13 protein-coding genes and 3 rRNA genes are annotated in these 18,937 nt (G+C 51.8%); 2 read left to right on the forward strand and 14 right to left on the reverse strand.

What is annotated here, in order from left to right; all coding sequences use genetic code 11:
- Positions 1 to 184: 184 nt before the first annotated feature.
- The 8 genes from disA to AOA63_RS18550 form a co-directional block, all read right to left on the reverse strand.
- Complete coding sequence (gene disA / locus AOA63_RS18515) at positions 185 to 1,219, reverse strand: DNA integrity scanning diadenylate cyclase DisA (RefSeq protein ID WP_053961182.1); 1,035 nt, start codon at positions 1,217 to 1,219, stop codon at positions 185 to 187.
- A 170-nt stretch (positions 1,220 to 1,389) separates the two neighbouring features.
- Entirely contained in the window at positions 1,390 to 2,082 is a 693-nt protein-coding gene (locus AOA63_RS18520) for a hypothetical protein (RefSeq protein WP_053961183.1), read from the reverse strand.
- Between the two features lie 43 nt (positions 2,083 to 2,125).
- Positions 2,126 to 2,773 carry a hypothetical protein gene (locus AOA63_RS18525; RefSeq protein WP_053961184.1) on the reverse strand — a complete coding sequence of 216 codons (648 nt, stop codon included), beginning with the start codon at positions 2,771 to 2,773 and terminating at the stop codon, positions 2,126 to 2,128.
- Positions 2,774 to 2,851: 78 nt separating this feature from the next.
- Positions 2,852 to 3,520: an AAA family ATPase gene (locus tag AOA63_RS18530; protein ID WP_139061705.1), complete on the reverse strand. Its 669-nt coding sequence runs from the start codon at positions 3,518 to 3,520 to the stop codon at positions 2,852 to 2,854.
- 23 nt (positions 3,521 to 3,543) lie between these two features.
- On the reverse strand, positions 3,544 to 6,003 hold the full coding sequence (locus AOA63_RS18535; protein ID WP_020373715.1) for an ATP-dependent Clp protease ATP-binding subunit: 2,460 nt from the start codon (positions 6,001 to 6,003) through the stop codon (positions 3,544 to 3,546).
- A gap of 61 nt (positions 6,004 to 6,064) precedes the next feature.
- Positions 6,065 to 7,111, reverse strand: a complete 1,047-nt coding sequence (locus tag AOA63_RS18540) for a protein arginine kinase (protein ID WP_053961186.1) — start codon at positions 7,109 to 7,111, stop codon at positions 6,065 to 6,067.
- On the reverse strand, positions 7,098 to 7,667 hold the full coding sequence (locus AOA63_RS18545) for a UvrB/UvrC motif-containing protein (RefSeq protein ID WP_053961187.1): 570 nt from the start codon (positions 7,665 to 7,667) through the stop codon (positions 7,098 to 7,100). The genes AOA63_RS18540 and AOA63_RS18545 overlap by 14 nt, the downstream gene beginning before the upstream one ends.
- 1 nt (position 7,668) lies before the next feature.
- Complete coding sequence (locus tag AOA63_RS18550) at positions 7,669 to 8,133, reverse strand: CtsR family transcriptional regulator (RefSeq protein ID WP_028962671.1); 465 nt, start codon at positions 8,131 to 8,133, stop codon at positions 7,669 to 7,671.
- 242 nt (positions 8,134 to 8,375) lie between these two features.
- Between AOA63_RS18550 and AOA63_RS18555 the strand changes: the two genes are divergently transcribed.
- Together AOA63_RS18555 and AOA63_RS18560 are read left to right on the forward strand one after the other, a co-directional pair.
- Positions 8,376 to 9,707: an NRAMP family divalent metal transporter gene (locus AOA63_RS18555; RefSeq protein WP_053961188.1), complete on the forward strand. Its 1,332-nt coding sequence runs from the start codon at positions 8,376 to 8,378 to the stop codon at positions 9,705 to 9,707.
- Between the two features lie 81 nt (positions 9,708 to 9,788).
- Positions 9,789 to 9,998 (forward strand): hypothetical protein, encoded by a 210-nt coding sequence (locus AOA63_RS18560; RefSeq protein ID WP_053961189.1) that lies wholly within the window; start codon positions 9,789 to 9,791, stop codon positions 9,996 to 9,998.
- 61 nt (positions 9,999 to 10,059) lie between these two features.
- Here AOA63_RS18560 and AOA63_RS18565 read toward each other — a convergent pair whose 3' ends face one another.
- The 6 genes from AOA63_RS18565 to AOA63_RS18585 all read right to left on the reverse strand — a co-directional run bounded on the left by AOA63_RS18565 (position 10,060) and on the right by AOA63_RS18585 (position 18,637).
- On the reverse strand, positions 10,060 to 11,358 hold the full coding sequence (locus AOA63_RS18565; RefSeq protein WP_053961190.1) for an MBL fold metallo-hydrolase: 1,299 nt from the start codon (positions 11,356 to 11,358) through the stop codon (positions 10,060 to 10,062).
- 115 nt (positions 11,359 to 11,473) lie between these two features.
- Positions 11,474 to 11,591 (reverse strand): 5S ribosomal RNA (gene rrf / locus AOA63_RS20640).
- Positions 11,592 to 11,626: 35 nt separating this feature from the next.
- Positions 11,627 to 14,530, reverse strand: a 23S ribosomal RNA gene (locus AOA63_RS18570).
- A gap of 85 nt (positions 14,531 to 14,615) precedes the next feature.
- Positions 14,616 to 16,133: ribosomal RNA gene (locus tag AOA63_RS18575) — 16S ribosomal RNA — on the reverse strand.
- The 16S, 23S and 5S rRNA genes sit together here, the layout of an rRNA operon.
- Positions 16,134 to 16,293: 160 nt before the next feature.
- A complete protein-coding gene (locus AOA63_RS18580) occupies positions 16,294 to 17,178 on the reverse strand; it encodes a glycosyltransferase family 2 protein (protein ID WP_053961191.1) in 885 nt (294 codons plus the stop codon).
- Positions 17,159 to 18,637 carry a UDP-N-acetylmuramoyl-L-alanyl-D-glutamate--2,6-diaminopimelate ligase gene (locus AOA63_RS18585; RefSeq protein WP_053961192.1) on the reverse strand — a complete coding sequence of 493 codons (1,479 nt, stop codon included), beginning with the start codon at positions 18,635 to 18,637 and terminating at the stop codon, positions 17,159 to 17,161. Before AOA63_RS18585 ends, AOA63_RS18580 begins: the two co-directional genes overlap by 20 nt.
- Positions 18,638 to 18,937 lie beyond the last annotated feature (300 nt).

The raw sequence follows: 18,937 nt of genomic DNA on the forward strand, positions 1-18,937 counted from the left end.
TATAATCAGATGACCCATAAGATGTTTGTCATCCCAATTTCTAGTTTTTCCCGGAGGTGTGGAATAAATACCCTAATTTACAAGTGCAGAAAACAAATTCAATACCTCCGTGAATAATATCATAGCACCGAATAGATGAGAAAAAGCAAAGAATTTGGCAAAAAGGCACCGGTCAGTCCGGTGCCTAAAAATTTGCATCGCTATATGTCTCATGGAGTGCAGCCCAGATAGTTCGCGCTCTTTGGGATCCGATTCCTGAAATTTGACTGAAGTCGTCTAGCGAAGCTTGTCGCATTTCGGATAATGTACGGTATTCATGCATCAATATCTCAATGACATCATCCGGCAGCCGAATAGTATGTAGCAGACGGTATCCACGCGGCTCTATCCGGTAGTCCAACTGATCATACCCTAAACGATTCGCCCACATTTCTTGGGACCATGACGCTGCATCGAGTATCACTGGATTGGGAACCGGAATATTTTGAGCCTGATAATCTTTCCAAATTCCTATCCAATCGCGAAAAATATCGGGATACTCTTCTAATTGTAAATCAATAAGATGACCGTCGCGCCCTAACTCCACCACATAGCGATTGATTTCTTGGCGAATGGTCAAGGCAATATATCCCCGCCGCAAAGCCTCGATGACATCGACTAAGGGGACAGCTTCTTCGGCCTCACTTTCGGCCAGGCGTCTCACCGCGCTCCGAAACAACCGGTCGTACCGACTTAAAGACGCCAACGCACTTGTCGCTTTCGTCAAAATATAACTTAAATCATGCAGAACATAACGGGATTGTCCTTTATAAATCGTTACAATACTGCGTCTTTCTGATACGGCAATGACTGTGGCATTACGCGTTTTGGCTATACGCTCCGCAGTGCGGTGACGCATTCCAGTTTCGGCTGATGTGGCATATTTTTTCGGGATTAACTCCACATTGGCTTTACGAATTCGATGGATGTCTTGGTCAAGGAGAATAGCCCCGTCCATTTTCGCCAACTCATAGACAAATTCATGGTGAAAAGGAACATCGAGACGAAACCCTCCTTCGCAATCTTCATCAATCTCTGGTTCTCCGCCAATAATAATTAACGCACCCGTTCGCGCGCGAATAATATTGTCTATCGCTTCCCGAAGAGCCGTACCCGGCGCAATTCGGGATAACACTTCCAGAAGCGGATCGTCCATCATACTCGGCGGAAACTCCGCCATTGAGGGCGGAGAAAAAGCCGCCTTCGCTCCTTTCTCAGTGCGTACGTGCTTGCGACATCTCCCAACCAGTGCTGCAGGTGTCTCGATCAGCACAACAGAGCACCCTGAAGGCACTAAGGCGAGCCAACCTGATCATTTGAACCTAAGACCTTTAGGACGAGGTAAGCGCCTTATTCCTCCGTTGATTCGAGCCCTAACCGTGACACAACCTCACTTACCCGAGTTGCGGCCACTGTAACAAGACCGGATTGGACGGAGGACATCGCGCCGGGAACCAAGACCCGGGTAAAACCCAAGCCCATTGCCTCCTTAACTCGTTCTGGTAAGCGGGGAACCCGGCGGATTTCCCCTGTTAATCCCACTTCACCACACACCGCCCATTCAGGAGGCACGGCCTTGCCGGTAAAGGACGACAACGCCGCTACCAACACACCCAAATCCAGCGCCGGGTCGTCCAGAGATATGCCGCCCGTTACCTTAAAATAGGCATCCATTTCCGAAATCTTTATTCCTAAATGCCGCTCGATAACCGCCAGAACCAGGGCAACGCGGTGAGGATCCATGCCCGATACAACGCGCCTGGGAGTGCCAAAACTTTTTACCAACAATGCTTGCACTTCCACCATGAGCGGCCTGGTTCCTTCGAATGCCGCCACAACGATGGACCCCGGACGATCAATGGGCCTCTCTTCTAAGAGTAAGCGGGAAGGATCTTCGACTCCGACCAATCCTTCACCTTCCATCGCAAACAATCCCAGTTCACTCGTGGATCCGAAACGATTTTTAATGCCCCGAAGGACCCGGAACATCTGTTGACGGTCGCCTTCGAACATTAACACCACATCCACCAAATGTTCGACCACTCGGGGACCTGCTAGCGCAATTGGACACTGTCTTCATCCTTCGTTAAGAGCACGGCCAGAGATATTTTTGCAACACCGGATCGCATTTAAGCCACGGATAATCGGTTTGTAGGTCAACCCGTTGCCACGTCCCTTGATGTCGCCAGAGTTGCGACAAAGCTAACCAATCTTTGGCCGGCGCTTTCCCAATTAATTGGGGTTGGTGCGATAATCCAGCCAATACCGTAATCGCTTGCCCGTTTTCTGGCCACTCAACATCATCGCACGCTTTATCCATCCACTGGCATAAGACCTTCCACTGCATTGCGCCCAACTTCTTGGCCAAATTTTCAGATATAGACCAAACGGGACCCGCATGAAGGGCCGGTTTTTCTTGATGGTCCAACCACAGCATACGTCGAAACAATTGGGAATTATGCATGCCATATTCCTTATCAACCAAAACACACCATAATGCATCGGTTGGTGTAGGAGCCAACAAGAAAATGGCGGGATCGAGACTCATGGGAAGAACCTCGATACCATGGCTCGCCACACTCTGCCCAAGCTTCCAACTGTGTAGCACTCTGGCATGCCGTTGGCCATTGGTTTGACGCCGAAGAATCTTATTACCCTGTGCCCATAACGTGAGGAGCTGAGCATATTGTCTCTGAGGATCCAAAGTATTCGCCGCTTTCTTTGTTTCCTGCACGTTGATCGCTGTGACGGGCTCTCGCGCGTCACTCCCGATGTTTCATGCATATAGCTCAGTAACTCGACCTAAGTTTCCTTAAGCCGCGGGCCGCTTTGACCCTTCTTTATTCACATGACCCACCAAAAAAATCGGACAGGCTTCTTTAGCCAATCGCATTAAGCGAGCGGCAATTCCCCGAACTTGTCCCACACTTCCCGGTGCAGACTCGATCTCGGGATCATAAACCGTTTGCAACGAATCCACGACCACCAATTGCCATTTCTGCGCCCGGATCGCCTGTTCAATACGCTCAATATTGCCTTCAGCCATAATATATAGACTATCAGGCAAATCCCCCAAACGCTGGGCGCGAATGCGGGTCTGACCTTGAGATTCTTCCGCCGTAATATAGAGGACAGGTCCCTCTCGACTTACAAATGAGGCGATTTGAAGCAGCAATGTCGATTTGCCAATGCCCGGATCGCCACCGAGCAAGAAATATCCATTGGGCACCATGCCTCCACCCAATACGCGGTCGACTTCGGCAATGCCAGTGGAGATCCGTTGAACATGCTCGGACTGCACGGCCCCGATGGGGATGGGGCCGTCGCCAGTGGCAAGGGACGATGGTTTAGAATTTTTGGTGACAATCTCCTGTTCCATCGTGTTATATCCCCCACAGCCGGGACAACGGCCTAACCACCGGGCAGAAGTCGTTGCACATACTTGACATATATAGCGCGTCTGTTCCCGAATTCCGTCCACCTCCTAATGACAGCCTGAAGGCGTCATGATTGCTTCATTACTGGATCATTTTCCGGTATCTGGGAAAAAGTCAATTGCCCGTCTTCCGCATCAACTAAAATATGGGCGCCTTCAGCAAACTTCCCTGCTAAGATATCCTCAGCCAATTGATCTTCGACGAGTCGCTGGATGGCCCGGCGAAGTGGGCGGGCACCAAAGACCGGATCATAGCCGGATTTCGCAATCACCAGTTTCGCGGCATCGGTCACCGACAGCTCGTAACCATTTTGGCGAATCCGGTCTTCCACTTCTTTGAGCATGATACCAACAATTTCCGCCAATTGTTCTGCCGACAATTCATGGAAGACAATGATTTCATCGACCCGGTTGATAAATTCCGGCCGGAAGGTGTGCTTGACTTCATCCATCAACCGGTCTTTCATTTCCCGGTAATGACTGTCGTCCGATTCCCGCCGGAACCCAATAGTGTTCTGACGCTTGATTAAATCCGCACCAACATTGGACGTCATGATAATCACCGTGTTCCGGAAATCGACCGTGCGTCCTTTCGCCTCGGTTAAACGGCCCTCTTCGAGAACCTGCAACAAAATGTTGAAGACTTCCGGATGCGCCTTTTCAATCTCATCCAATAAGACGACGGAATAAGGGTGACGACGCACAGCTTCCGTCAACTGACCGCCTTCTTCATATCCCACATATCCGGGAGGGGCCCCCATTAACCGAGAAACCGCATGACGTTCCATGTATTCGGACATGTCGATGGTCACCATCGCCTCTTCATCACCAAATAGCGAGGACGCCAAGGCTTTGGCCAATTCCGATTTTCCAACTCCGGTCGGGCCTAGAAATAAGAACGATCCAATGGGACGTCGGGGATTTTTCAACCCAGCCCGTGCCCGGCGAATGGCACGACTCACGGCTTTAACCGCTTCGTCCTGGCCCACTACCCGTGCATGTAATTCGTCCTCTAATTTGAGGAGGCGTTCAGATTCTTCGCCCTTGAGTTTTTCTACCGGAATTCCAGTCCACGACGACACAATATGGGCAATATCCTCCGGAGTGACATTAATCGCTTCTTTCCCTTGGCGACTATGCCATTCCTGGGTTTCCCGGTCGAGTTCTTCTCGCAGCTTTTGTTCTTCATCACGCATTTGCGCCGCTTTTTCAAATTCCTGGGCTTGCACCGCGGCTTCCTTTTCCTTGCGAATCTCCTCCAACTTTTCAGCCAGATCCTTCAGATCGGGTGGCGCAACATAGCTTTTGAGCCGGACCCGTGATGCCGCTTCATCAATTAAGTCAATGGCTTTATCCGGTAAAAAGCGATCTGAAACATAACGGTCGGACAAACGCACCGCAGCTTCTAAAGCCTCATCGGTAATATTGACACGATGATGCGCTTCATAACGATCACGAAGTCCCTTGAGAATTTGCAAGGCTTCATCTGCTGACGGCTCTTCGACCATGATCGGCTGAAACCGTCGTTCTAGAGCCGGGTCCCGCTCCACATATTTCCGATATTCGTCTAGCGTCGTGGCTCCAATTGCCTGCAACTCGCCGCGGGCTAAGGCCGGTTTTAAAATGTTGGCAGCATCTATCGCGCCCTCAGCTGCTCCAGCGCCTACAATCGTATGCATCTCATCAATGAACAAAATCACGTTCTTGGCTTCACGTATTTCGTTCATCGCTCTTTTAAGACGATCCTCAAATTCTCCTCGATATTTGGATCCCGCCAGCATCGCTCCTAAGTCCAGCGCCACTACACGGCGGTCTTTTAAAATCTCAGGCACTTTGTTTTCCACAATACGCTCGGCTAAACCTTCTACTACAGCCGTTTTTCCAACACCGGGTTCTCCAATGAGCACAGGATTGTTCTTGGTTCTTCGGCTTAGAATTTGAATCACTCGTTCGGCTTCTTTATCACGGCCAATAACCGGATCCAATTTCCCTTCCCGAGCCATTTGTGTTAAATCCCGGCCATAGAGATCCAATGTCGGCGTATTCACCGCTTGCGGCTGTTCGGGCGCTCCCCCAGCCGGAACTTGTCCGCCAGCGGCATTATGCAATAACTGATGACGCACTTTGTTTAAATCGGCTCCTGCCGCCAACAATACTTGGGCTGCAACTCCTTCACCTTCGCGAATCAAACCCAGCAAGAGATGTTCAGGTCCAATATAATTTTGATTTAAAGCCCGCGCTTCTTGACCAGCTAACTCCAACACCACTTTCTTGGCACGTGGCGTAAAGGTTACTTCCTCATTGGGACCAATAGCAGGACCACGCCCAGTTGCTTTTAAGACTTCCGCACGAACGGTTTCCAAGTCCAAACCTATCGACTGAAGGACTTTTGCCGGTAAGGAATTGGTTTCCCGTATGAGGCCCAAAAGTAGATGTTCCGTACCAACAAAATTATGGCCCATCCGTCGTGCTTCATCTTGTGCATGAATAACTACGCGACGAGCTTTTTCCGTGAATTGTCCAAACATCAGCATTCTCCTTCCCCATTAAAACCTGTGTCCCCTCTACCTATCCTCCCACGGAAAGTGCTTAGACAGACTGGACTTCTTCCCGCAATCTTTCACGTAAAAATTGAGCCCGAATCTGATCACGTTCCGCGGCGTTTAATTCATGACCGGTTTGCGATTGCAAAAATCCCGGTCGGGTAAACAACGTCAACTGTGTAAATGTGCTTTTTGTTTTGGGCAATAAACCCAAATCCTGTCCCAATTTGACTTCAGATAATAAGCGGAGCGCTTCTTCAGAGGTCATAATATGAGCATGTGTCAAAAGCCCCCATGCTCTGTCCACGCGGTCCGCCAACATCACTCCCGCATTGTGCTGCAAATATTGACGCGCATGACGCTCACGTCCCACAATTTGCTGCGTCACCGTTGCCAAGTTGTGAATAAATTCTTCTTCACTTAACCCTAATGAGACCTGGTTGGAAATTTGAAAAATGTTGCCTACAGCATCGGAACCTTCCCCGTACAAACCGCGAACCACCATGCCAATTTGAGCTAATGTCGTAAAGACTTGAGAAGCTTGACGCGTTAAGACGAGAGCTGGTAAATGCACCATAACCGACGCACGCATTGCCGTTCCGATATTCGTAGGGCAGGCCGTTAAGTAACCGGAATGACTATCATAAGCGTAATCCAAACGACGTTCCAGCGCATCATCCAATTGATTCGCCACGGTCCAGGCTTCTTCGAGCTGCAAACCGGATAACAGGATTTGAATGCGCAAATGATCTTCCTCATTTACCATAATACTAATACTTTCCCGCTCATCAATGGCGATTGCACGGTACTTAACCGGTTCTTCGATAAATGCGGGACTGATCAAGTGCTTTTCCACCAAAACCTGCCGGTCAATTGGGCTGAGATGATCGAGCCGCTCGAAATGCATTTGCCACGTCCTACTTAAATCATTCACGGCTTGTTCAACTTGATGGAGCATTTTTTCAGCGACATCATCCGTCAGCCGGTTAGGAAATACCGTATCCTTCAGATTGCGTGCCAATCGAATGCGACTTGACAGGACAATATCAGCATCTGGCCCTTTCGCCTGCATCCATGCGCTAAAGGGATCCATGATTTGACCCCCCGGAGGCATGCTGCTGTTCCAGAGCACGAATCTCGTCTCGCCATTTGGCGGCCTCTTCAAATGCTTCCCGAGCAATGGCGTCTCGCATCTTAGTTCGTAATTCTTCTAATGTGCGTTGTTGTAGGATATCTTGACCGCCTCGCTTAGGTACTTTACCGTGATGCTCAACACTGCCATGTAAGCGTTTGACTAACGGCTCTAATTCCTCATGAAATGCCTCATAACAGTGGTCACAACCGAGCCGCCCTGTCTCGGCAAATTGTTGATATGAATAGCCACACACAGGACATGTCTTGTCTATCACGGCTTGAGGACGCTGGCCCGTGGGAGTAGCACCTATCAATCCCCCGAGCACATGTTGGATTGTGAACTGGGGCACCAGCATAAAATGATAGGCGCCCTCTTGGCGAGCACAGTCCTCACAAAGAAACCGATCAAATTTTTCGCCATTCACGACAGTACTCATGTGCACCGAAGCAGGGCGGCTTTCACACCGTTGACACAATTGCACACGATCCTGACGAGGCTCTGAATTTTGTTCCATGTCAATTCGCCTCCTTCGGGCGGAGCAGCATCGTCAACATGGCCTGAAGAATCCTGGCTCTTAGACGATCTCTTTCCGGAAGCCCAATATTCAAGACATCGCGACGCATGGCTGCGGAAAGTAGTGCTCGCTCCCGATCTGTAATATGTTCTGCCTCGTATAGCCGCTCAATAATACTTAACGCGCGCGTTTGATCAATACTTTCTAATCCTGAAATCGCCTCAATGATTTCTTGAGATTCGGTTACGAGTTGCAGAACCTTAATGCCTCCTCCCCCTCCCCGTCGCCCTTCTACTAGATAGCCACGTTCAGGGGTAAAACGCGTCATCAATACATACGTAATTTGTGACGGCACACAATCAAAACGCCCCGCCAGATCTGCTCGTTGAATTTCAATCACACCATCTTCTGATTGTGCTAAAAGATGGCGAATGTATGCTTCAATCTCATCACTAATACTGGCCATTTGACTCCCCTCTTGATTGACTTTGCCTTTTATTGCTCTTTAATTGTAGTATATCAGGTCTGTCAAGCACCAGCTTAGCATGTCACGTACGCACATAATACCATACCCAAATTCTTGGCAACACTTCTGAGAACAAGAAAATCTGGAAATCGCTTTCACCTCTTCTTAGTTTCTTCCATAGTGTGATATTGCCTAAGGCTAACAAAGAAAACATCTACTAAGAAACTTGAGGTGATGCGCAAATGACTCCCGACAATGTTTCCCCGTCAGTTTCTCATGAACATCAACACCGAGCCCTTGATCGTTTAGCCGTTCATCAGGCTCGCCTGCAACACAAGCCAGCGCGCCTATTATGGCTCCTCATCGGCCCGGGAATTCTCGTTATGCTAGGTGAAAATGATGCTCCCAGTATGTTATCTTATGCGGCGACCGGTTCCCAATTTGGTATAGGTTTTTTTCTCCCCTTTGTTCTTTTGACCTTTGCCATGGCATTTGTGGCTCAAGAAATCACTGTGCGTCTTGGCGCAGCCAGTCAAGCAGGGCATGCAGAGCTGATATACCGTCGGTTTGGACGATTCTGGGGCAATTTTGCCATGATTGACCTGCTCTTTACGAATTTTCTCACGCTAGTTACGGAATTTGTCGGGATTGTCGCAGGTGCTGGGTATTTTGGGATACCGGCCTGGGTTGCGGTCTTATGTGGCATTGCCGTGGTAAGTACCGCAGTAATTGTACGGCGTTATTGGTCGTGGGAGCGTTTTGTGCTCATCCTTGCGCTATTCAATCTGGTTTTTATCCCGGTCGCCATCTTAAGCCATCCCAATTGGGGCCAGGTAGGTCGATCATTTTTAACATGGCATCCTTTGGTTGGTGGGTTTAATACCAATACGTTAGTGATTTTGCTATCAGATATCGGGGCCACAATTACACCTTGGATGCTCTTTTTTCAACAAGGAGCTGTCAGTGACAAGGGACTCACTGTCGCCGACATTCGTCACGGACGCATTGATACAGCGCTGGGCGCATTATTCGCGGCCCTAGCAGCAATTGCCTGTATCATTGCCACAACGCCGTTATTTATTCATCACATGAATGCCAGTCAGTTTGGTGCCGCCCAGTTCGCGCAAGCCTTAACCCCATATGTCGGCCACATTGGCGGATCCCTTTTTGCCTTAGGTGTTCTAGAAGCCGGTTTAGTTGCGGCGACCACCATTTCGACCTCATCGGCCTATGCCTTCGGCGAAGTCGCCCGTCAAGCCCATAGTCTCAATCGTTCCTTTCATGAAGCCAAGGGATTTTACCTCGTATTGATTGGGGTGGCAGCATTGGCCGGATCGCTGGTGTTAATTCCCGGTTTTCCCTTAGAAATGGTTGTGATTATGGTCAATGTTATCGCGGTGCTAACCATGCCGCCCGCCATTGGATTCTTATTAATTTTAGCCAACGATAAAGACATTATGGGTGCTCACCGCAGCACGTGGTGGCTTAATGCTTTAGGTTTAGCGGTTGGTATTTTCGTCTCGCTTGCGGGCATGATTTATGCCGTCTCTGTCATTTTTCCGCAATGGTTTTAATCCCCTCATCACGACAATGATGTTCCCATAAAAACTCTCTCATTGACATCGTCATATGAGGATATAAGGAGGAGATTATTGATGAATTCCGCACAATTGACCTCAGGGACAAAAGACACATTACCCATTGACAGGTTGTTAGAAGACCACAACAAGGCAAGGCAACACATTGAAGAATTGGGTTTGCTCCCTTTATCTCCCGCCTTAAAAGGCACAATTTGGGGATTACGGATTTACGTCCTGTTTATGATTGTCGTCGTGGTGATGAATGTTATTCAGAACATGCATTAGACTGTCGCCCACCGCAAAAGGGTCTTGGGTACAAACCCAAGACCCTTTTTTACATGCCATCTTAACCGATGGGGTAACGACGACCGTATTCCGGCACAATGCGGATGGTCGGGGGTTCCGGCAATAAAAGTTCGGGGGCATGCGTGTGCAACGGATAAACAATGTTGGGTCGAATCCATTCAACGATCTTGTGGATGGCTTCAGGACTTCCGTGACCCCGTGTCCCCAGTGTGCGAAGCGGTATATGATAACGCTGTAACCAATGTTGCAACGAACGACCCGCGGGTGACGTTAACTTAGGATCGCCATCGGCCTGGATAAATACACTCTCTTTCCCAACAGGTAAATCCATTACCCATGGAATATCTCGTGGCCACATCTGAATGATATAACGTTCAGGATGCGCTTGAATTTTTTTTAGCTGCGCTGGACTATAATCCATTCGCCATACCTTAAGTCCATAGGCTTCTAAAAAGGTTGCAAATTCTTTGGACCATAAGATTTGGCGACCGAATTTTTCGGCAATGCGCATAAACGATTCAATCCGTTCAATATTGCGTGGGCGCAATGTGATTAGCATTAATCCACGCGTATGTTCAACAATATCCGTGAATGTCTTGTCGACTTGCTCTTCAGTAACCGGATGTTCGGTATCCCGCGTCTTGTTTCCCAAGGTTGTGCCTTCAATGACTAAAACTTCCGATCCATATGCTGCCTCAGCAAATCGTTTCACCCATTCTGGATGACGACCATGCAAACGAATATCTCCTGTGTAGGCGACGCGTCCACTCGCTGTCTCAACGATATACCCCGATGCCCCCGGAACATCATGGTCGACAAGATATCGTGTTATCTGAAAAGGACCGAATTCCACTGGGTGAGCTTCTTCCATAGGAATAATATGAGGAGGAGATCCTTCTAACATCACTTGTTCAGCAAAAATTAATTCAAAACTGGGATCCTTTTTCGCCGCTTCACCAACAACTGTTAAGGCATGACGAACTCGAGCTGTCTCCGGAGCCGCATAAATTGGAATGTTTGGATCAATCCATCCTGTTAAGCCAATATGGTCGACATGCGAATGGGTAATAAATACTGCCGTTTTACCATCACTATTTCCCGCCAAACCTGTCCCGGCAACCGCATCTCTGCGAAACAAATGAGGAATCCAGGGAGCATCCCCTACCTTTAACCGATCATGTAATTCTTGTCCCGGTCGTGGACTGACCGGATGATGATAGAGATCGGTTTGAGGTCGATCTAGTCCCATATCTAAAAGGACGCGCCAACCTTGATCTTCGATTAAAACTTTACTAGAGCCGGTAATGCCGACACCACCCCAGAAACTCACGGTTGCCATAAAATTCCTCTCCCTCTTTACCTTGTGCTCATTGTAGCATATACCCCAATTATCTCTTATTGGCTCAGGGTATACAAAAAAGCTCTCCCTGTTCTCAGAGAGAGCTACAAAGAATCTGTCGGCACGACTGGGCCTCCCAGATCCCGACGGATCCAGTACCACCAGCGGCGGCGTGGGGGACGACCGTGTGCGAGATGGGAACGGGTCAACACACGCCACCTGAGGCACCGACAAGCGTAGAGAGTCTTCCGGACCCTCACAACTTCACAGGAGAAAGATCTCGACCGATTAGTATGGTCTCGCTCCGCCCGTTACCGGGTGTCCACGGACCACCTATCTACCCACTGGTCGTGTGGGGGTCTCGTGGCGGACCCACAGGTCCGCCTCGGATACCTCATCTTGGGGTCGGTTTCGCGCTTAGATGCGGTCAGCGCTTCTCCGCTCCGAACCTAGCTTCCCAGCGCTGCATTGGGCAACACAACTGGGCACACCAGCGGTTCGTCCACTCCGGTCCTCTCGTACTAGGAGTCGCGCCCCTCAAGTATCCTGCGCTTACGACGGAGAGGGACCGAACTGTCTCACGACGTTCTGAACCCAGCTCACGTACCGCTTTAATTGGCGAACAGCCAAACCCTTGGGACCGACTTCAGCCCCAGGATGCGATGAGCCGACATCGAGGTGCCAAACCTTCCCGTCGATATGGACTCTTGGGGAAGATCAGCCTGTTATCCCCGGGGTAGCTTTTATCCGTTGCGCGATGGCCCTGCCACGCGGTGCCACCGGATCACTAAGCCCGCCTTTCGGCTCTGCTCGCGTTGTCACGCTCGCAGTCAAGCTCCCTTGTGCCTTTGCACGCCCTGCACGCTGTCCAACCGTGCTGAGGGAACCATGGGGCGCCTCCGTTACGCTTTAGGAGGCGACCGCCCCAGTCAAACTGCCCCCCTGCCACTGTCCCGCGCCGGGTGACGGCGGCGGTTAGATCGTGCACGCCGTGAGGGTGGTATCCCAAGGATGGCTCCCCCGCCGCTGACGCGGCGGCTTCTCCGCCTCCCACCTATCCTGTACACACGTCGCGCGCGTTCCATGGCAGGCTACAGTAAAGCTCCACGGGGTCTTTCTGTCCAGTCGTAAGTATCCTGCATCTTCACAGGACTTGCAATTTCACCGAGTCTCTCGTTGAGACAGTGCCCAAGTCGTTACGCCTTTCGTGCGGGTCGGAACTTACCCGACAAGGAATTTCGCTACCTTAGGACCGTTATAGTTACGGCCGCCGTTGACTGGGGCTTCGGGTCGGAGCTTGCACCCCTCACCTTAACCTTCCAGCACCGGGCAGGCGTCAGCCCCTATACGGCGTCTTACGACTTCGCAGGGACCTGTGTTTTTGGTAAACAGTCGCTTGGGCCGCTGTAGTGCCCCCGGCCGCGGGCGCGGCCGGGCCCCCTTCTCCCGAAGTTACGGGGGGAATTTGCCGAGTTCCTTAACGAGAGGTCACTCGCGCGCCTGAGGCTCCTCGCCTCGCCTACCTGTGTCGGTTTCGGGTACGGACACCCGATCACTCCAGTCGCACTTTTCTCGGTGGTCCGCCGAGCTCTCTTCCGTACTGTCTGTTCCGTCCCCCTTGCGGGACGCCCACCACCAACGGGGCGCAGACCCCCGCGGACCACGTCCTGCTTCCTTCGCCGTGATCGGCTGGTCACGGAATCTCCACCGTGTCTCCATCGACTACGCCTGAACGGCCTCGCCTTAGGCCCGACTAACCCGGAGCGGACGATCCTGCCTCCGGAACCCTGCGGCTTTCGGCGGGCCCGATTCTCACGGGCCTTTTCGCTACTCATACCGGCATTCGCACTCCGCCGCGGTCCACGCACGGTTCCCCGCACGCTTCGCCCCCCGGCGGACGCTCCCCTACCACCGGCCTCCCGTGGGAGGCCGATTCGCCGCTTCGGTAGACCACTTAGCCCCGCACATTCTCGGCGCCGCGCGACTGCGACCAGTGAGCTATTACGCACTCTTTCAAGGATGGCTGCTTCTAAGCCAACCTCCTGGCTGTCTCGATCACGCGACGACCTTTGCCACTCAGTGGTCATTTGGGGACCTTAGCGGACGATCTGGGCTCTTACCCTTTTGACCTTGGAGCTTATCCCCCAACGTCTGACTCTCTCCCGCCTACCGACGACTTTGTCGTTTGCGAACAGGCAGTAATCCTTCACGGACCCCTTCCATTCACAGAGCGCTACCCCGTCGGTATTGGTCGGGGAGGCTCGCCCTCAAGCGATTTCGGGGAGAACCAGCTATCTCCGTGTTCGATTGGCATTTCACCCCTAGCCGCCGCTCCTCCCAGCCCTTTTCAACGGACACGGGTGCGGCCCTTCATCCCGGCTTAAGGGGATTGCAGCCTGGCGCCGGCTAGATCACACGGTTTCGGGTCGACCGGCGGCCACTGGCCGCCCTCTTCAGACTCGCTTGCGCTCCGGCTCCCGACCTCCCGGTCGTTAACCTCGCGGCCTGCCGGTCACTCGCCGGTTCATTCTTCAATAGGCACGCCATCATGAGGCGAACCCCACTCTGACGGCTTGACAGCACACGGTTTCAGGATCTCTTTCACTCCCCTCCCGGGGGGCTTTTCACCGTTCCCTCACGGTACTTTCCACTATCGGTGACGGATGGTCGGGAGTCTTGGGCGGTGGGCCGCCCGGCTTCCCACGGTCTTCCACGAGGACCGTGGTACTCTGGAACCTGTCCCGGCCTCCGGACCTCTGCTCCGACGGGGCTCTCACCCGCTCGGGCGCTGCATTCCAACAGCTTCGGATCAAGGCCGGAGGGCCGGTGTCGGTCGACATACGCCGACAAGACAGGCCCGCAACCCGTGCGCCGCGCCGGTATGTCCGGTCACGCGGCGCACGTTTGGACTCGTCCCGGTTCGCTCGCCGCTACTACGGGATTCGCTGACGCTTTCTCGACGCAGGTACTGAGATGTTTCAGTTCCCCGCTTTGGACTCGGTTTCGCCCTGTGGCGAACCGTCCAGACCTGCCGGTCTGGGGGTTTCCCCATTCGGTGACCCTCGGATCGTTGCGTGCGACGCCGCTCCCCGAGGCCTTTCGTGGCGTGCCACGACCTTCTTCGCCCCATCCGCACCCGAGGCATCCCCCGTGTGCTGGTTGTCTCTTTCTCCTGTAAAGTTGTCAAGGTCCGCCGGCCGCGGCGCGAACGCCGCCGTCGGTCCTCGGAAACCATATCGTCATGGGAAGCTCCCTAGAAAGGAGGTGATCCAGCCGCACCTTCCGATACGGCTACCTTGTTACGACTTCACCCCAATCACCGACCCCACCGTCGACGGGACCCTCCGCGGTTGCGGTTGGATCGCCCGGCTTCGGGTGTGGCCGACTCTCGTGGTGTGACGGGCGGTGTGTACAAGGCCCGGGAACGAATTCACCGCCCCATGCTGATGGGCGATTACTAGCAATTCCGGCTTCATGCAGGCGAGTTGCAGCCTGCAATCCGAACTGAGATCCCGTTTGAAGGATTGGCTCCGGCTCGCGCCGTCGCATCCCGTTGTCGGGACCATTGTAGCACGTGTGTAGCCCAGAACATCAAGGCCATGCGGATTTGACGTCATCCCCACCTTCCTCCGGTTTGTCACCGGCAGTCTCGTGTGAGTGCCCGGCCGCACCGCTGGCAACACACGACAAGGGTTGCGCTCGTTGCGGGACTTAACCCAACATCTCACGACACGAGCTGACGACAACCATGCAGCACCTGCGCGCGCTCCCCGAAGGGCCCGCCGCTTTCGCGGCGCTCACGCGCGTGTCCAGTCCTGGTAAGGTTCTGCGCGTTGCGTCGAATTAAACCACATGCTCCACTGCTTGTGCGGGCCCCCGTCAATTCCTTTGAGTTTCAACCTTGCGGCCGTACTCCCCAGGCGGGGTACTTAGTGCGTTAGCTCCGGCACCGCCCGGTGGACCCGGGCGACACCTAGTACCCATCGTTTACGGCGTGGACTACCGGGGTATCTAATCCCGTTCGCTCCCCACGCTGTCGCGCCTCAGCGTCAGGGCCAGGCCAGTGCGCCGCCTTCGCCACGGGTGTTCTTCCTGATCTCTACGCATTTCACCGCTCCACCAGGAATTCCACGCACCTCTCCTGCCCTCCAGCGCGACCGTTTAGCCGCCCTCCTCCGGGTGAGCCGGAGGCTTAAAACCGCTACGTATCGCACCGCCTACACGCCCTTTACGCCCAGTAATTCCGGACAACGCTTGCCCCCTACGTCTTACCGCGGCTGCTGGCACGTAGTTTGCAGGGGCTTCCTCCGTCGGTACCGGCTCCCCGGCCCTCGCGGGCCGGTCTTCGTCCCGACAGACAGAGCTTTACAACCCGAAGGCCGTCTTCACTCACGCGGCGTTGCTCCATCAGGCTTGCGCCCATTGTGGAAGATTCCCTACTGCTGCCTCCCGTAGGAGTCTGGGCCGTGTCTCAGTCCCAGTGTGGCCGTTCACCCTCTCAGGCCGGCTACCCATCGTCGCCTTGGGAGGCCGTTACCCCCCCAACTAGCTAATGGGCCGCGAGCTCCCCTGTGAGCGCCTGTTGCCAAGCTTTCTTCCAGTTCCCCGGAACGTATGCGGGATTGCCGCGCCTTTCGGCCCGATATCCCCCACTCACAGCCCGATCACTCACGTGTTCCTCACCCGTCCGCCGCTGACCCGAAGGTCCGCTCGACTTGCATGTATTACGCACGCCGCCAGCGTTCGTCCTGAGCCAGGATCAAACTCTCCATGACTCGTTCATCTGCTGACATCATTAATACGGTCTAATCTCATCTTCACCATGACGATATAGTTTTCAAGGACCGACTACCCGAGGCCTTCACCTCGTGGCCGTGCTGCCCTGTCGGACAGCGAAATTAATTATAGTCTCTTCACCGTAAAATGTCTAGTGTTTTAAGCAGATTTTTTCTTAATTCGTGTCCACAAAAACGGAAACAGATAACGATACATCGCAGGAAACAGCCCACTAAGCAGACGAAGCGAAAAAGCCGGTTTGACCGCGTGAAAGGCCTTATCATATTGTTTCATAAGAATAAATGCCACAAAAAACCGAAGATGATGCCATGCCTCAATCACACGAAATTCATGATGGCTCACTTGTACTTCTTCTCGATGTTTATCTAACATCGGCAACATCGTGACATAGACCCGCCAAACATCTTTACTATAACCAGTCGGAACATCACGGTACATAACAAGAGGCCAATCGATTTTGACCACTCGTGCTACCTGAGCAACGCGCAGCCATAGATCCCAGTCTTCGGCTCCATCAACACGGCGGTCAAATCCATGTAATGATTGAACAATGGATCGTTTCACTAAAACCGTCGAAGTTTGAAACCGATTTAAAATCAATAAATCATGATAGCGTACTTCCGAAACCGGCAAAGCTCGAGGCACGTCCAAAAAATGGGCATCACGAATCCAATCACTCGCAACGAGCCCTATTTCAGGATCCGTATGAGCCACATCGAGTTGTTGGGCAATCTTCTCGGGATGCCATACGTCGTCGGCGTCTAAAAACGCAATCCACTCCCCATGCGCCATATCAATTCCAATGTTCCGCGCTTGGGATGGTCCTTGATTTTGATTAGCCTTTAAAACGACCCGAGGAAATTGCTTTTCAATAATCTGACGCGTCGCATCCGTGGATCCATCGTCTACAACGATAACTTCTAAATTCTTATGCGATTGTTGATAAACGGATTCTAAAGCCTCTACAATAGTTGATTCCGCATTATACGCCGGAATCACGACACTAACTAATTCCGGGAACATGGCTTCCCTCCTGACGCCAGCGTTCTTGGAGGGCCTCTTCAACAACTTCGGCATCGACAAGCCGTACATCATCATTCCCAAAGTGCTGAATCGTTTCGGGACCTCGCCCTGTTATCAAAATCACATCATTTTTTTCTGCATGACGCACAGCATAATGGATAGCTAATGCACGATTAAGTTCGACCAGTTTTAGTTTTGTATCATCTACCTGCCGAATCCCTTCAATCAGCGCGTCCGCAATCTTTTGAGGATCCTCAAAATTGGGACTGTCAGCTGTTACGACTACATGATCAGCATATTGTGCAGCAATACGTCCCATCTCCGGTCTTTTTCCCCGGTCTCTGCCTCCACGAGCGCCAAAGACTAACCAGACCTTGCCCTCCGTAAATTTGCGGACCGTCAATAAAGATTGATAGAGACCATCTGGTGTATGAGCATAATCCACTACCGCCATGGGACCTCTTTGTCCTCCGGTAATTTGCATCCTTCCTGGTACTGACGGCAGATTAGGAATTTCTCTTTGCAGAACCTCTTGAGCGACGCCAAGTCTGATTGCAGCAGCAGTGACTGCCAATACATTGTAGACGTTATACTGGCCCGGATGATTCACACGGGTTATAAAGTCTAGGTTGAGACCGGTCACACGAATATCTGTAGACCATGCAGTTTCATGAAGGACTTGACCCCGAATGTCTCCTGCCTTAATCCCATAGCTTGTTACTTGTGCTCGACTAGCTTTGGCCACTGTTTCAAAGTGCTGATCATCGGCATTAAGCACAGCACCTAAACTATCTGGTGGTAACATGCGAAATAATGTCGCCTTAGCATCAACATACCGTTCCATCGTGCCGTGAAAATCCAAGTGCTCCCGTGTAATGTTGGTCAAAATGGCTAATTGAAAAACTGTTCCGCGCACTCTTTGTTGCACTATACCGTGAGATGACACCTCAACCACTGCAGCCTTTCCGCCACAGTTACGAATCTGATCTAAGTATGCCTGTAAGTCAGGACTTTCTGGAGTCGTTAAAGAAGCTGACTGTTTCCGGCAGACAATATCATTCACTACGCTAGAAATCAGCCCCGTTTTGATATTCGCAGCATTCAAAATAGCACTGAGCCAATACACAACAGAAGTTTTTCCATTCGTTCCGGTTACCGCCACCGTGACGAGATCTTTCGAAGGGTGCCTATAAAATGATGTCGCTAAATCTGCTGCCGCTTCCCGGCTGGATTGGACTTGAATATATGGAACGGGTAAGGTTCCCATTGGTTTTTCACCAACGATTGCCACAGCACCCTTGTCTATGGCTTGCTGAATAAATTCGTGTCCATCCAGCAAGGATCCTGAAACCGCAATAAAAACATCCCCTGGCTGAACCAATCGGGAGTCCATGCGAATTCCCTTCACAGCAGGGCCAAATACCCAACCGGATTCGGTTATGCTCAGCTGCTGGTCCATTAGAATGATTCCCCCGTTTTTCTGCCTACAATGATTGTCCCCATGTATCATGAATCTATCATGAATTGGATTCAGCCACGAGGAAAAAATCGAATAGTCGATGAGTGCCTCTGACATGATTTCATTGTCGCTTTTCGGTATTCTATGCGGATATCTCAAAAAATCCTCAAACCTAAATAAATTGTCTGTCGATCGTAAGTCTATTACCTATCTAATCAAATCATATTGTTTGAAGTGTTTCAAATAAGAAAAACTGAAATTTAAAAGCCCCTCACGGTATATGAGGGGCACAAAAAATCT

Origin of the sequence: Sulfobacillus thermosulfidooxidans (assembly GCF_001280565.1) — a bacterium.
Classification (GTDB): domain Bacteria; phylum Bacillota; class Sulfobacillia; order Sulfobacillales; family Sulfobacillaceae; genus Sulfobacillus; species Sulfobacillus thermosulfidooxidans_A.

What these genes read in the sequence shown, in the direction of transcription:
- disA (WP_053961182.1), bottom strand. Translation starts at nt 1,219, where the DNA reads ATGGCGGAGTTTCCGCCGAGTATGATGGACGATCCGCTTCTGGAAGTG.
- AOA63_RS18535 (WP_020373715.1), bottom strand. Translation starts at nt 6,003, where the DNA reads ATGTTTGGACAATTCACGGAAAAAGCTCGTCGCGTAGTTATTCATGCA.
- AOA63_RS18540 (WP_053961186.1), bottom strand. Translation starts at nt 7,111, where the DNA reads ATGGATCCCTTTAGCGCATGGATGCAGGCGAAAGGGCCAGATGCTGAT.
- AOA63_RS18545 (WP_053961187.1), bottom strand. Translation starts at nt 7,667, where the DNA reads ATGGAACAAAATTCAGAGCCTCGTCAGGATCGTGTGCAATTGTGTCAA.
- AOA63_RS18550 (WP_028962671.1), bottom strand. Translation starts at nt 8,133, where the DNA reads ATGGCCAGTATTAGTGATGAGATTGAAGCATACATTCGCCATCTTTTA.
- AOA63_RS18555 (WP_053961188.1), top strand. Translation starts at nt 8,376, where the DNA reads ATGACTCCCGACAATGTTTCCCCGTCAGTTTCTCATGAACATCAACAC.
- AOA63_RS18560 (WP_053961189.1), top strand. Translation starts at nt 9,789, where the DNA reads ATGAATTCCGCACAATTGACCTCAGGGACAAAAGACACATTACCCATT.
- AOA63_RS18565 (WP_053961190.1), bottom strand. Translation starts at nt 11,358, where the DNA reads ATGGCAACCGTGAGTTTCTGGGGTGGTGTCGGCATTACCGGCTCTAGT.
- AOA63_RS18580 (WP_053961191.1), bottom strand. Translation starts at nt 17,178, where the DNA reads ATGTTCCCGGAATTAGTTAGTGTCGTGATTCCGGCGTATAATGCGGAA.
- AOA63_RS18585 (WP_053961192.1), bottom strand. Translation starts at nt 18,637, where the DNA reads ATGGACCAGCAGCTGAGCATAACCGAATCCGGTTGGGTATTTGGCCCT.